The organism is Avibacterium volantium (assembly GCF_049366555.1).
Taxonomy (GTDB): domain Bacteria; phylum Pseudomonadota; class Gammaproteobacteria; order Enterobacterales; family Pasteurellaceae; genus Avibacterium; species Avibacterium volantium_A.
On the sequence record NZ_JBMMGT010000020.1, the window covers coordinates 1 to 13,129 of the forward strand.

Consider the following 13,129-nt stretch of genomic DNA (forward strand, 5'->3'; position numbering starts at 1 on the left):
ATTTCTCTAACAGCAGGCATACTATTATTTCTAAATGTTTTAGAGTTTTTATTGTACGCTTTACTATCACTATCTTCTTTAGAAATATCATCTATATAGTTAGGTACCTTTGATCTTGAAGTAGAACTAATTACTCCTAAAAGCTCACTGATTTTTTCCTTTCTGCTTTCTATATAGTTTAGTATATCTTTATACTCTAAAGGAATAATATTTTCATCAAGAATATATTCTATATATTTAGGCTCAATAACATCTAAACACTGGACCTCTGCTTGATCTGAAGTTGTTTCGCTGTCTAATAAATCATTAGATCGAGAAATAGTTTGAGGAGGTAAATTTGATTTCTGATAAGAAATAGAAGGTGAAAATAAATTATCTAATGCTTGAGAACCTCTTATCGCATTGATATCTATATATCTATAACTTGCTGTTGCTGCGTTATGAGGATAAAACAAAAATTCCTTTTCAAATAAAACATCAGGGCTAATTAATAATAGACATAGATCTAACCCGCTTTCTTTTTTTCTATCAAACATCCGTTTATTAGGCTTACTAATAGATAAACAAATAGAATTTTTGAAACGATCGAAACGACCAGTATCTGTAACTTGATAATTATGAGTTATGAGATTTCTAGGTTGTAATCCATCTCTTTTAATAAATTCTAGATTCTCTCTAGGGGTAAAATGACATAACCATTTAATATTTCTTTTTTTAATAATTTCTTTTATTAACTCTACTTCTTTAAGTTCTAACATAGAATACTCTCAAATTAATATTTAATATTGGTAGGATTCTATATTTTTTACTGGTTAATATTCCAGAATCAAACCGTTACAAAATTAACTCATTTAGTTACTAAAAAAACTCAAAGCCTTACCGAAAAACAACATAGCCCCCATGCTTAAAAAGTGATATACTGCGAAAAATTTAGTTAATCACAATTTACTTGGAAGGTTAAACTATGGAAATCTATGATAAAGTTCGTGTTATGCGAGAAATCCGTCAATGGTCGCAAGAAGAAATGGCTGATAGAATGGGAATGTCGGTAACAGGTTATGCCAAGATAGAACGCGGACAATCAAAATTGCATTATGACAAGTTAGAACAAATTGCCAATATATTTAATATTAGTGTAAATGATTTAATTGATTTAGATAAAAGAATGCCAATGTGGTATTTTGGTGAAAACTGCTCTAATAACAATAATGTTGCTAATTATTACTCTTCTGATAGTGCTTTAACTTTAGAATTAGAAAAATTAAAATTGATTATTGAAAATCAGCAACAATTATTGTATTCAAAAGATTTGCTTTTACAGCAAAAAGAGAATGAAATTAAATCTTTGAATGAAATTATTAGTTTGCTTAAAAAATAGAATTAATTTATAAAAATAAAACTTGCATTAATTACTACTAATACAAGTTTTATTTTTAATTTGCATCAACAACCAGATCTTGGGGTTATTCTACTCCCCCTTCATCGCCTCAAAAATTTTCTCTGCTAGCGCTTTTGATATACCTGGTACAGAAGCGATTTCGTCAAGGGTGGCTTTTTTCACGCCTTGCATTCCGCCAAGGTATTTTAATAGGGCTTGGCGGCGTTTTGCGCCAACGCCTTCGATGGTTTCTAATCCGCTTTGGGTGAAGGCTTTTTGGCGTTTTTTACGGTGCCCGCTGATGGCGTGGTTATGGCTTTCATCACGGATATGTTGGATTAAGTGCAAGGCAAGGCTGTCTGGCGGCAAGTTGATTTCGCGATCTTGCTTGCTGATAATGAGTGTTTCTAGGCCTGCACGGCGATCCACACCTTTCGCCACACCAATTAAGTGCGGTCGTTTTTTGTCCCATTTTACCTTGAGCTGTTGGAACACTTGTAAGGCTCGGTTAAGCTGTCCTTTGCCACCGTCAATGAAAATCACATCGGGGATTTTTTCTGGCTCAAGATCTTTATCGTAACGCTTTAACAAAGCTTGTTCCATTGCCACATAATCATCACCGCCCGTAATGCCAGTGATATTAAAACGGCGATAATCGGATTTCAGCGGCCCGTCTTGATTGAACACCACACAAGACGCAATGGTTTGTTCGCCCATTGTGTGGCTGATGTCAAAACATTCCATTCGTTGGATTTTTTCAATGCCGAGCAACGCTTGCAACGCTTGGTAGCGTTCGTGGATCAGCGTGGATTGTTTCAGTTGGGTAACCAGCGCAGCTTTCGCATTCATTTGTGCGAGCTGTAAATATTTACTTTTATCCCCTTTGGCCCTGTCTTGAATTTGTACTTTACGTCCTGCTTGTTCGGCGAGCAGTGTTTCTAATTGAGCTTTTTCTGCCAATTTATGATCCACAATAATGGTGTTCGGCACGGTTCGTCCTTGGTGCGCTTGCAAATAAAATTGCCCCACGAACGTAGCGGTGAGTTCGGATAAATCCGTATTGGCTGGCACTTTCGGGAAATAACTGCGGTTGCCCAAAATCTTGCCTTGTCGAATAAACAGCACCTGCACGCAAGCAATACCAAGTTGGTAAGCGATGGCGATAATATCAATATCATCAAGGCGATCATTGCTGACAAATTGTTTTTCTATCACCGCGCGCACCGCTTGGATTTGATCTCGTATGCGTGCCGCTTCTTCAAAATTCAACGCTTGGCTTGCTTGCTCCATTTTTGCCACAAGATGATCCAGTACTTGCTGATCTTTACCTTGCAAGAAAAGGCGCGCAAAATTCACTTGTTGATTGTAATCTTCATCGGAAATATAGCCCGGCACACAAGGGGCGGAACAGCGTCCAATTTGATATTGCAAGCAAGGGCGTGAGCGGTTGCGATAAACAGAATTTTCACATTGCCGTACAGGGAATAATTTTTGCAATAAAGAAAGGGTTTCGCGCACTGCTCCTGCGTTAGGATAAGGGCCAAAATATTCGCCTTGAATTTTTTTGCTTCCCCGATAGGCGGTGATTCTCGGGTGGCGTTCTTTGGTGAGCAAAATATAGGGGTACGATTTGTCATCACGCAATAGCACGTTATAGCGTGGCTGGTAGGTTTTAATATAATTATGCTCTAACAGCAAGGCTTCCGTTTCACTTGATGTGATGGTGGTTTCAATGCGATGAATACTGGCGACTAAGGCTTCGGTTTTTTTACTGGATAAATTCGCTCGAAAATAACTGGATAAACGTTTTTTTAAATCTTTGGCTTTGCCCACATAAATCACCTGATCTTTATCGTCATACATACGATAAACACCGGGATCGTAGGTTACGTTAGCGAGAAATTTTTTGGCATCAAAGGTCATTTTGGTTATTAATGAGTGAGCAGGGCGGAATTGATCCGCCCTAAAAATTATTTGAAGAAATTGTTGAGAATTGCGTTGATGTCTTTGGCTAAATCATCATTTGAGCTTTCTTCTTGCGTTTGGCTTGTTTGTGTTGGCGTGTTTAAAATTTGGTTAAACAAATCGCCCAAAGGTGAGCTATTTGCTTCACCTTGGCTTGATGAACCACCAAAAATGCCACCTAACACAGAACCCAGCACATCTTGCGGATTATCGTTGTGAGCCTGCATTGATTGGGTTAAATTATCTGCCGACACGCCGCCTTGACGCCCATTTGGTGTTAGCATATCAATTAAACTCGGTAACACTTGAGAAATAATATCTTCCGTTTGATTAGTGCTAATCCCTGTTTGTTGGGCAATATCTTCAATAGTATTCTGCCCAAAGGTTTGGCTTACTTCATTTCTTGTCATCGCTTGGTTTGAACCCGTGCCAATCCAGCTGTCTAGCAATCCACCTAAGCCATCTTGTTGTAACTTAGCAAAAATGCCTTGCACACCGCCTTGTGAACGCAATAACTGTTGCAACACTTCGCTCACCACATTACCTTGCTCTTGCGGCGCTGAATTATTCCCTAATACAGAACCTAAAACTGAACCTAAAATTTTGTCTAACATTTTGTTTTCCTTAGTTTAAATGAATGATGAAAGATGAATTAATAATGCCCTAAAATAGACCGCACTTTTTCTAAATCTTCAGGTGTATCCACGCCCACCGCTAGCACTTCTTTCGCAAGATCAATATGAATTTTTTCGCCATACCACAACACGCGAAGTTGCTCTAAAGATTCGATATTTTCTAACGCTGAAGGTTGCCATTGTACATATTGCTTGATAAAGCCTGCACGGTAAGCATAAATGCCAATGTGGCGTAAATACTGGCTTTGCAGCACAAGTTGCGTTTTTTGTTCATCAGATAAACCAGCAAACTGATCGCGATTCCAAGGGATCGGCGCGCGGGAAAAATATAAGACATTGCCCGATTGATCCGCCACTGCTTTCACCACATTAGGGTTAAATAATTCTTCCGCATCATTCAGTGGGACGGCAAGGGTTGCCATTTTCACACCATTTTTTGCTAAATTATCCGCCACTTGCTGCACGATCACAGGGGGAATTAACGGCTCATCACCTTGAATATTCACTACAATTTCATCATCGGCAAGGGCTAATTTCTCCACCACTTCCGCCAAGCGCTCCGTGCCTGAATTGTGATGTTCTGAAGTCATACAAACTTCGCCGCCAAAGGCTTGCACAGCTTGCGCCACAGCTTGGTTATCCGTTGCCACCACCACGCGGCTCGCGCCTGATTGCTGTGCTTTTTGCCAAACGTGGGCAATCATTGGTTTGCCTGCAATATCCGCCAAAGGCTTACCCGGTAAGCGGCTTGAAGCAAAACGTGCAGGGATAATTACCGTGAATTTCGCCATTATTCTGCTCCTTCTTGTTGCGCTTTTTCCTGTCTCTCGTTTTCTGATTGCAAGGCAATTGCACGCTCCGCTAACAACACAGGAATGCCCTGCTCAATGGGATAAGCCAGTTGTTCAAAGGTGCAAATCAGCTGTTCATTTTCTTTGTCATATTTCAAACGCCCTTGACAAATCGGGCAAGCGAGAATATCGAGTAGTTTTTCGTTCATTAAAGTTTCTCCACTTCTTTTCAGAAGGCTATGTTTAACCGCTTCATCTGGCAGTGCATAAAACAGATAAATTAAAGTGCGGTGCTTTTTGGCGCAGTTTTTACTTGTTGGATCAATGCGGCAATAAACTGTTCACTTTGTTCATCATTAATTTCTGCTTCAACAGGCACATACCACCAATTAGATTGCGCAAAATGTTGGCATTTAACCGCATCTTTTTCGGTCATAAAGAGCGGTTGGTTTTTATTAAATTTTTCAAATAGTGCTAGATCATAGGCCTGATGATCTTGAAAGGCTTGGCTTTCCACCACATTGATCGCCAACTTTTGTAACATTGAGAAAAAACGCTGTGGGTTGCCAATGCCTGCAATGGCGGTGATGTTTTGTTGGGCAAAATCCTGCAAAGGACGCTTTTCGCCCGTTTGCAAATGAATGGCAACGTGCGGTGTTAATGTCATTACCGTTTGGCTAAAAGGCGTTTCTGCGCCGTTATTGATAATCCAATCGACAGATTTTAAACGACAAATTGGCTCACGCAGTGGCCCGGCGGGCAACACAAAACCATTACCAAATTGGCGCTGTGCATCAATCACCACAATTTCTTTATCGCGTTGCAATTTATAATGCTGTAAGCCGTCATCACTGATAATCACTTGGCAAGGGAAATGCGTGAGTAAATGTTCTATAGCCTGCTGGCGATTTGGTGAAATACACACAGGGGCATTAGTGCGTTTGGCAATTAATAAGGGTTCATCGCCTGTTTCCACTGGATCATCGTGGCTTGCCACCAAACGGGGATAACTTTTTGCTTTACTCCCATAACCACGCGAAATCACGCCAACTTGAATACCTCGTTGCTGTAATTGTTGCACTAGCCAAATGACCACAGGGGTTTTACCGTTTCCACCAACGGATAAATTACCCACAATCACCACAGGCACAGGCGCTTTGTAAGAAGCCAAAATGCCGCGCTGATATAGCCACACACGCAGGCGAGTGATGAGTAAAAATAACAGGGCGAAAGGTGATAATAACCACTTCAGCGCCTTTGCCAAAAGGTTGGATTGATACCAAAAATTCATTATCACCTCATTAAAATGGATAGATTGGTGTACGCTGAAAATTCGTACACCAACATAGGATTAATGATTAAATTGCATTTGATGTAGCTGTTTGTAAGCACCATTTAATGCAAGCAACTCTTGATGCGTGCCACGTTCTTTGATTTCACCGTGTTCAACCACCAAAATTTCATCGGCTTTTTCAATGGTGGATAAACGATGGGCAATCACTAAAACCGTACGCTCTTTTTGCAATTCTTCAAGCGCCGCTTGAATTGCACGTTCAGATTCTGTATCCAGCGCAGAGGTCGCTTCATCTAAAATCAATACAGGGGAATTACGCAACAAGGCACGCGCAATCGCCAAGCGCTGACGTTGTCCGCCTGATAAACTTGCGCCGTTTTCGCCAATTACGGTGTCCAAGCCATCTTCTAATTTTTCAATAAATTCCATTGCGTGCGCTGCTTTAGCCGCTTTAATAATATCTTCACGGCTATATTTATCCGCCGCAGCATAGGCAATATTATTGGCAATGGTGTCATTAAATAAATGCACCTGTTGCGACACCACCGCGCAGTTTTCACGCAGATTATTCAGCGTGTAATCTTGAATATTCACGCCATCAAGGGTGATTTCCCCTTGTTCAATCTCATAAAAACGCGTAACCAAATTGGCGATGGTCGATTTTCCTGAACCTGAACGCCCCACCAACGCCACGGTTTTGCCTTGCGGAATGTCAAAGGAAATATGATTTAACGCAGGGTGATCTTTGCCTGAATAGCTAAACGTAACGTCTTTGAAAGCAATATTTCCTTTCGCTTTTTCTACTTCATAAGTGCCGTTGTCTTTCTCGGTTGCCATATCCAAAATAGCAAACAGGGTTTGGCACGCTGCCATACCACGCTGGAATTGCGCATTCACATTCGTTAAAGATTTCAATGGTCGCATCATTGCCAACATTGAAGAAAACACCACCGTGAAAGAGCCTGCCGTTAAGTTTTGGCTCATAATTTCTGGCACGGTTGCCAAATACAACACCGCCGACAAGGCGAAAGAGGCAATAATTTGCACCACAGGATCAGAAATAGCATCTGCTACCATCACTTTCATTCCCTTACGGCGCATATCATTACTCACTTTATTAAAGCGTTCTTCTTCAATTTTTTGTCCACCAAAAGAAAGTACCACGCGATGCCCTTTCAGCATTTGTTCTGCGGAAGAGGTCAGCTCACCCATTGAGTTTTGCATATTTTTACCTAACTCACGGAATTTTTTCGATACCATACGAATCAGCACCGCAATAATCGGCCCAATCACGAAAAGCACCAAAGAAAGCTGCCAACTGGTATAAATCATCACGCCAAGTAAAGAGATAATATACGCCCCCTCGCGCACAATGGTCACCAAGGATCCCGATGATGAATTGGCGACTTGTTCGCTATCGTAAGTAATGCGCGAAAGCAATTTACCCGCAGAATTTTGATCAAAAAACGGCACGGGCATATACATTAAATGGCGGAATAAGCGGCGACGAATGGTCATCACCACTTTGCCCGAAACCCAGCCTAAGCAATAGGTTGAAACAAAACTGGTTACGCCACGCACAATAATCAACAGCACCACCACCACAGCCATTATGCGTAAAAAGCTCACGTCCGCCTTGCCAAAACCGTCATCAAGCAACGGTTTAAGCATTTGAATAAGAGAAGCATCAGCTAAGGCATTGAATACTAAGGTAATTGCTGCGGCAATTAAGCCAGCTTTAAAAGGCGCAATAATCGGCCATAAGCGTTTGAAAGTTTGCAGCGTTGTTAAGTCTTTATCTTGCATAATTGATTCATTTCAGTTAAAAAACTTCGCCATTTTACCCTTATTTTGCCGACAAGCCAATTAATCCCCGATACTTAATCCCCTATACCAAGGGGAAAACTCCGATCTTGCGGTATAAATTTTTATCTGTTCGGGGAAAAATAACAGGCTGATCTGCCCAAAATCTGCCGTATTATACACCGCACTTTGTTGCGCCTTTAGGCGTTCCAACACCACGGAATGAGGGAAATGCCAAGGGTTACCACGGCTACTCGAAATCAATGCGATCTTGGGTTGCGTTGTTTTAAGCAAATATTCACTGCTAGAGGTTTTACTGCCGTGATGCCCCACTTGCAATATCTCTATTTTTCCAGCTAAATCAGCAAATTGCCGTTCTGTTTGGCTATCGGCATCACCAGTTAAAAGCACCTTTCGATTGCCATCATCAATCAACAACACGCAAGAATCTGGATTTTCTGCACGCTTGCGAATCTTTTGTGGGGAAAGTGCGGTAATGCGTAATCCTTGCCATTGCCATTGTTGCCCCTGAAGACAAAAAGTGCGGTGGTTTTTTGCGTGATTTTTTTCTGATGACGTAATCAATTCTGCCTGTGGGAACGCCTGTAAAATCGCACTAGTGCCTCCTGAATGATCATTATCATCGTGGCTCAAAATCAGCTTATCTAGCACAATCCCCTGCCGTTGCAAATAAGGCAAAATTTCTAGCGTTGCCATACTTCCACCACGCCACGCTGCGCCCGTATCATATAAAATGCCACGCTGATTTTTCACCAATAATGTTGCCAAGCCCTGCCCTACATCTAGGGTTTCCAATCGCCATTTAGGCGCATTTATCTCTTGCCACGCCAAATTCACCAGCATTATTCCAAGCAACCCAGCCAAAATAGGCTTCATTCTTTGTAAAAATAACGGACTGGGCAATTTTTCTGCATTGAGTGAGATTGTCTTTTTCCCTGTTAAGATCGGATTTTTCGCCACTCTTTGCAGCAATTTTTGCGAAGACTTTTGCAAATAAAGCACATACCCCAACCCCAAAACGAGCAACAAAATGACGATCCATTGCGATTGATTTTCTGACAAATCCATCCAATTCCCTTGCCATTGACTGAGCAACGCCGTGATTTTTTCTGCTAAATAATTCGCCCCTTGCCACGAATTAAACGCCCCTTGGCTCAACACCGCAAACAGTACCATTGGCACAAGACATAAACTAAACACTGGCACGGCTAACAGGTTCGCCATCATTCCAGATAAAGACATTCCGTGAAAAAAATAAAGCTGAATTGGGGTAAATAAACATAACAAACCGAGTTGTAGATGAAACAAGGAAAAAATCCAGCGTAGAATTTTTTTCACCCATTGATTTTTAATGGGATAAATTTGCCATTGGATTAAATCCAACGGCACCAGTTCATACCACAAAATCAGGCTTGCCACCGCCCCTACGGACAGCCAAAAACTAACGGAAAGTAACATCAGCGGATCCCATAAAATGAGCAATGCCACCACACATTGAAAATATTGCCAAGGCGTATAATAACAGCGTAGCACTCGGGTCAAGCACAGCAATCCCAAAGCAAGTAATGCCCTTAATGTAGGAATAGAAAACCCAGCCAACTGGGCATAAATTAAAGCAATAAAAGCCCCGCACAATAATGGCAAAATTGCCCCAATTCGATGCGTGGGCAAGAAAAACTGCGCTGCTCTAGCGAGAGCAAAGCCAAGCAACATTGCCAAACCAATATGCAAACCCGAAATAGCAATTAAATGTGCGGTGTTGGTTTTCTGATAAATTTGCCAATGCTTAGTATTAAGCCACGCCCGTTCGCCAAAGCCCAGTGCCAACAATAATCCTTGCATTGGTAAGCCTTGAGTCTGCTGAAAACTGGCTTGAAATAATCGCTCTCGCCACGCAAAATCCTGCGAAATTTGCACCGCACTTTTTACCCTGCCATAGGCCGTGATACCTTGTGAGAAATACCATTTTTGCCGATCAAAGCCCCCTTGATTTAAACGGCTTGATAAGGGTTTAAGCAATAATTCCGCCTGCCAAATTTGCCCTGTTTTAATTTGTTCTGCTGCCTTATTTTCCAAATTTTTCTCTGAGTTTTGCCATTGCAAATATATTCGCTGGCTAGGCAAATTTTCTGCCAATTTCCCAGTGGCAATCACCGTTTGATAATCTTGCTGATGTAAGATTTTCTCGATCTTAATTGGAATGCTGATCTTGTTTAAACTGGCACTCTGCTCTGCTTGGCTCAAAATTTGCTGAGCTTGATAGTGAAAATAACCCAAGCTCAATACAAAAATCACGCCGTAAACCAGCCCTTTTGCGATTTTATAATAGGCGAAAAGATAGGCTACCAAAACAGCTAAGATCCCAATTCCCACAGTGCAAAGCATTAATTCAACATCAAGCAATAAGGCTTTCGGCACATAAAGCAAACTCAAGCCTGCGCCAATCACTAGCCATAAAATTACATCTAACTTAAGCGAAAATTTCATTCTTACATAAAATGACAACTTACCATTACAAATAAAAATATGATGAAGAAAGCACCGCTCTTTCGCAATCTTGTCAAACAATTTTTGCGATCTTGCTCGCAAAACGAAAAAATACTTTGCGCAAAATGCGGAAATTCTGAGTGGTGAGATTGTGTTTCTGACTATTTCTTTGTAGAGTGAAACCATTAATAGTCGGGGTGCTGCCTTGTGTAGCTGAGATGATACCCGTTGAACCTGATCCAGTTAGCACTGACGTAGGAAACTTATTATGAAAGCGCTTGTTGTAAAAAATCTGTCTATTTTTGACCGCACTTTATTCTTCCCTTTTCTATTTTCAAATCGTCATTCCACAACATCATTCCCTATCACATTGATTTTATAGATGATTTTTCATTATAAAGGCAAATGTGATTGGGCTATTTTTACGCTTAATTTTTATTCATAGGAGAAAAAAATGGACTTTAATTTAATCACGAAAATTCGCCAAACCAATCCTTTAATCCACAACATCACCAACATTGTGGTGGCAAACTATGTAGCGAATGGGTTGTTAGCCTTGGGCGCATCGCCGATTATGGCGGATGCCGAAGAAGAAATGGCGGATCTTGCTCAATTTAGCGCTGCCTTGGTGATTAACATTGGCACGCTCGATCCTTTCAAGGTGAAAGCCATGCTGGCGGCTGGTAAAGCGGCGAATAAAGCGGGTATTCCTGTGGTGCTTGATCCTGTCGGCGTGGGCGCAACGCAATATCGCAAGGACGTGGTGGCTGAATTGCTGAGCAAGGTAAAATTCACCGCTATTCGTGGCAATGCAGGGGAAATCGCCCAGCTAGCAGGAGTGAATTGGGCGGCGAAAGGCGTGGACGCAGGGCAAGGAGAAAGCGATGTGGCACAAATTGCAAAACTGGCCGCGCAACGTCATCAATGTATTGTGGCTGTGAGCGGAGCAGTAGATTACATCAGCGATGGCGTGCAAGTGGCAGCCATTGATAACGGCACACCAATGTTTCCTAAAATCACGGGCTCAGGTTGTTTGCTTGGCGCGGTGTTAGGGGCATTTTTAGCGGTTGATCCAAACCAACCTTTTAATGCGGTAGTGCAAGCCAGTACAGCCTATGCGGTGGCAGGGCAACTGGCAGCGAAAGACTTAGAAAGCACAAAATATGGGCAATTTTACACCGCACTTTTAGATCAGCTTGGTGAGCTGAGTGATCAACAAGTGGCACAACTTGCACAGGTTCACATAGAAAAATAAGGAGCAACAATGACTCATATTGCACAAGCTCTGACCATTGCTGGCTCAGACAGCGGCGGCGGTGCGGGTATTCAAGCTGATCTGAAAACCTTTCAAATGCGTAATGTATTTGGAATGAGCGTAATTACCGCCGTTACTGCACAAAACACCTTAGGCGTAACGGATATTCATTTGATTCCCCTTAACACCATTGAAGCGCAACTCAAGGCGATTGTGGCAGATTTCACGCCCAATGCGGTAAAAATTGGTATGCTCGGCACGGCTGAAATTATCCAAACCGTGGCCACTTTTTTACGTCAGCACCCATTTGCGAATGTGGTTATCGATCCTGTGATGATCGCCAAAGGGGGCGCGAGTTTATTGGAGCAATCGGCAATTCAAGCGATGCGTGAGCAACTATTGCCTTTAGCCGATGTACTAACGCCAAATCTGCCTGAAGCAGAAGCCTTAACAGGATTGAAAGCTGAAGATCAGCACAGTATTACGCAAATTGCTGAACGTTTACAACAGATGGGTGCAAAAACCGTAATTATAAAAGGTGGTCATCAGCAAAATAGCGAAAGTGTGGTATGCCAAGATTTTATTTTCACGCCGACAGCATCTTTTGTCTTGGAAAGCCCACGTTTTAACACGCCACATACCCACGGCACAGGATGCACTTTTTCCGCTTGCTTAACCGCTGAACTTGCCAAAGGGCAATCTTTGGAACAAGCCTGCAAAACTGCCAAAGCCTTTATTACTAGCGCCATCACGCACCCTTTAAATATTGGACACGGACACGGCCCAACCAATCACTGGGCTTATTCACAGGAGCAAAAAAATGGATAAATCAATTTTACGCTGTTATTTAGTGGCAGGTACGCAAGATTGCCGTCATCTGCCACAATATGATGCAAGCCAGCCACAAAAAACTCTGTTAGAGCGTTTAGAACAGGCGTTAAAGGCTGGCATTACTTGTTATCAATTTCGTGAAAAAGGGCAATTTTCCTTGCAAGATCCGCAACAAATTGAGCAACTTGCTCGCCAATGCCAAGATTTATGCCAACAGTATAATGTGCCTTTTATTATGAATAATGATGTTCAACTCGCAGAAAAATTGCACGCAGACGGCATTCACGTTGGGCAAAAAGATTTTGCTGTAGATAAGCTCGCTCAACAAATTCAAGGCAAAATGCTCATTGGTTTATCCGTAAATACCTTGCAGCAAGCGCAGCAACATAATGCTTTCAATGGCGTGGATTATTATGGCTGTGGCCCAATTTTCCCGACGTTTTCCAAAGCGGACGCTGCGCCAGATGTGGGGATCAACTTTGTGCAATTTTTGCGTGAACAAGGCATCAACAAGCCTTTGGTCGCCATTGGCGGAATTAGAACCGAACACGTTCCTGCCCTTTTACAAGCCGGTGCAGACGGCGTTGCGGTGATTTCCACCATTATGCAAGCAGAAGATGTCGCCGCTACAGTACAAAAAATTTTGGTAAAATAACACCGCACTTAATG

12 protein-coding genes and 1 riboswitch are annotated in these 13,129 nt (G+C 42.0%); of the genes, 4 read left to right on the forward strand and 8 right to left on the reverse strand.

Annotated elements, in window-relative coordinates; translation table 11 throughout:
- A partial coding sequence (locus ACLS0A_RS07480) for a DarT ssDNA thymidine ADP-ribosyltransferase family protein (protein WP_423111573.1) occupies positions 1–758 on the reverse strand: 758 nt, incomplete at its 3' end.
- 206 nt (positions 759–964) lie between these two features.
- Between ACLS0A_RS07480 and ACLS0A_RS07485 the strand changes: the two genes are divergently transcribed.
- On the forward strand, positions 965–1,378 hold the full coding sequence (locus ACLS0A_RS07485; protein ID WP_416082679.1) for a helix-turn-helix domain-containing protein: 414 nt from the start codon (positions 965–967) through the stop codon (positions 1,376–1,378).
- Positions 1,379–1,468: 90 nt separating this feature from the next.
- Here the strand turns inward: ACLS0A_RS07485 and uvrC are convergent, their stop codons facing one another.
- The 7 genes from uvrC to ACLS0A_RS07520 all read right to left on the reverse strand — a co-directional run bounded on the left by uvrC (position 1,469) and on the right by ACLS0A_RS07520 (position 10,374).
- Positions 1,469–3,301: an excinuclease ABC subunit UvrC gene (uvrC, locus tag ACLS0A_RS07490; protein WP_416082680.1), complete on the reverse strand. Its 1,833-nt coding sequence runs from the start codon at positions 3,299–3,301 to the stop codon at positions 1,469–1,471.
- Between the two features lie 47 nt (positions 3,302–3,348).
- A complete protein-coding gene (locus tag ACLS0A_RS07495; RefSeq protein WP_416082681.1) occupies positions 3,349–3,957 on the reverse strand; it encodes a YidB family protein in 609 nt (202 codons plus the stop codon).
- Between the two features lie 38 nt (positions 3,958–3,995).
- Complete coding sequence (gene kdsB, locus ACLS0A_RS07500; RefSeq protein ID WP_416082682.1) at positions 3,996–4,769, reverse strand: 3-deoxy-manno-octulosonate cytidylyltransferase; 774 nt, start codon at positions 4,767–4,769, stop codon at positions 3,996–3,998.
- Positions 4,769–4,978, reverse strand: a complete 210-nt coding sequence (locus ACLS0A_RS07505) for a Trm112 family protein (protein ID WP_103855704.1) — start codon at positions 4,976–4,978, stop codon at positions 4,769–4,771. The genes kdsB and ACLS0A_RS07505 overlap by 1 nt, the downstream gene beginning before the upstream one ends.
- A gap of 71 nt (positions 4,979–5,049) precedes the next feature.
- A complete protein-coding gene (gene lpxK / locus ACLS0A_RS07510) occupies positions 5,050–6,060 on the reverse strand; it encodes a tetraacyldisaccharide 4'-kinase (protein WP_416082683.1) in 1,011 nt (336 codons plus the stop codon).
- Between the two features lie 60 nt (positions 6,061–6,120).
- Positions 6,121–7,869 carry a lipid A ABC transporter ATP-binding protein/permease MsbA gene (gene msbA / locus ACLS0A_RS07515; protein ID WP_416082684.1) on the reverse strand — a complete coding sequence of 583 codons (1,749 nt, stop codon included), beginning with the start codon at positions 7,867–7,869 and terminating at the stop codon, positions 6,121–6,123.
- Between the two features lie 60 nt (positions 7,870–7,929).
- Entirely contained in the window at positions 7,930–10,374 is a 2,445-nt protein-coding gene (locus ACLS0A_RS07520) for a DNA internalization-related competence protein ComEC/Rec2 (protein ID WP_416082685.1), read from the reverse strand.
- 183 nt (positions 10,375–10,557) lie between these two features.
- Positions 10,558–10,652, forward strand: a riboswitch (TPP riboswitch).
- Between the two features lie 176 nt (positions 10,653–10,828).
- On the opposite strand from ACLS0A_RS07520, the gene thiM reads away from it, so the two are divergent.
- From thiM to thiE, 3 genes are read left to right on the forward strand one after another with little or no spacing between them, the layout of a single operon-like run.
- Positions 10,829–11,629, forward strand: a complete 801-nt coding sequence (gene thiM / locus ACLS0A_RS07525; protein ID WP_416082686.1) for a hydroxyethylthiazole kinase — start codon at positions 10,829–10,831, stop codon at positions 11,627–11,629.
- A gap of 9 nt (positions 11,630–11,638) precedes the next feature.
- Complete coding sequence (gene thiD / locus ACLS0A_RS07530) at positions 11,639–12,457, forward strand: bifunctional hydroxymethylpyrimidine kinase/phosphomethylpyrimidine kinase (RefSeq protein ID WP_423105278.1); 819 nt, start codon at positions 11,639–11,641, stop codon at positions 12,455–12,457.
- Complete coding sequence (thiE, locus tag ACLS0A_RS07535; protein ID WP_416082688.1) at positions 12,450–13,115, forward strand: thiamine phosphate synthase; 666 nt, start codon at positions 12,450–12,452, stop codon at positions 13,113–13,115. The genes thiD and thiE overlap by 8 nt, the downstream gene beginning before the upstream one ends.
- The last annotated feature ends 14 nt before the right edge of the window (positions 13,116–13,129 follow it).

Excerpts from the sequence above, each read along its gene's own strand:
- thiD (WP_423105278.1), top strand. The coding sequence starts at position 11,639 with ATGACTCATATTGCACAAGCTCTGACCATTGCTGGCTCAGACAGCGGC.
- ACLS0A_RS07495 (WP_416082681.1), bottom strand. The coding sequence starts at position 3,957 with ATGTTAGACAAAATTTTAGGTTCAGTTTTAGGTTCTGTATTAGGGAAT.
- ACLS0A_RS07505 (WP_103855704.1), bottom strand. The coding sequence starts at position 4,978 with ATGAACGAAAAACTACTCGATATTCTCGCTTGCCCGATTTGTCAAGGG.
- ACLS0A_RS07520 (WP_416082685.1), bottom strand. The coding sequence starts at position 10,374 with ATGAAATTTTCGCTTAAGTTAGATGTAATTTTATGGCTAGTGATTGGC.
- lpxK (WP_416082683.1), bottom strand. The coding sequence starts at position 6,060 with ATGAATTTTTGGTATCAATCCAACCTTTTGGCAAAGGCGCTGAAGTGG.
- thiM (WP_416082686.1), top strand. The coding sequence starts at position 10,829 with ATGGACTTTAATTTAATCACGAAAATTCGCCAAACCAATCCTTTAATC.
- ACLS0A_RS07485 (WP_416082679.1), top strand. The coding sequence starts at position 965 with ATGGAAATCTATGATAAAGTTCGTGTTATGCGAGAAATCCGTCAATGG.
- thiE (WP_416082688.1), top strand. The coding sequence starts at position 12,450 with ATGGATAAATCAATTTTACGCTGTTATTTAGTGGCAGGTACGCAAGAT.
- msbA (WP_416082684.1), bottom strand. The coding sequence starts at position 7,869 with ATGCAAGATAAAGACTTAACAACGCTGCAAACTTTCAAACGCTTATGG.
- kdsB (WP_416082682.1), bottom strand. The coding sequence starts at position 4,769 with ATGGCGAAATTCACGGTAATTATCCCTGCACGTTTTGCTTCAAGCCGC.
- uvrC (WP_416082680.1), bottom strand. The coding sequence starts at position 3,301 with ATGACCTTTGATGCCAAAAAATTTCTCGCTAACGTAACCTACGATCCC.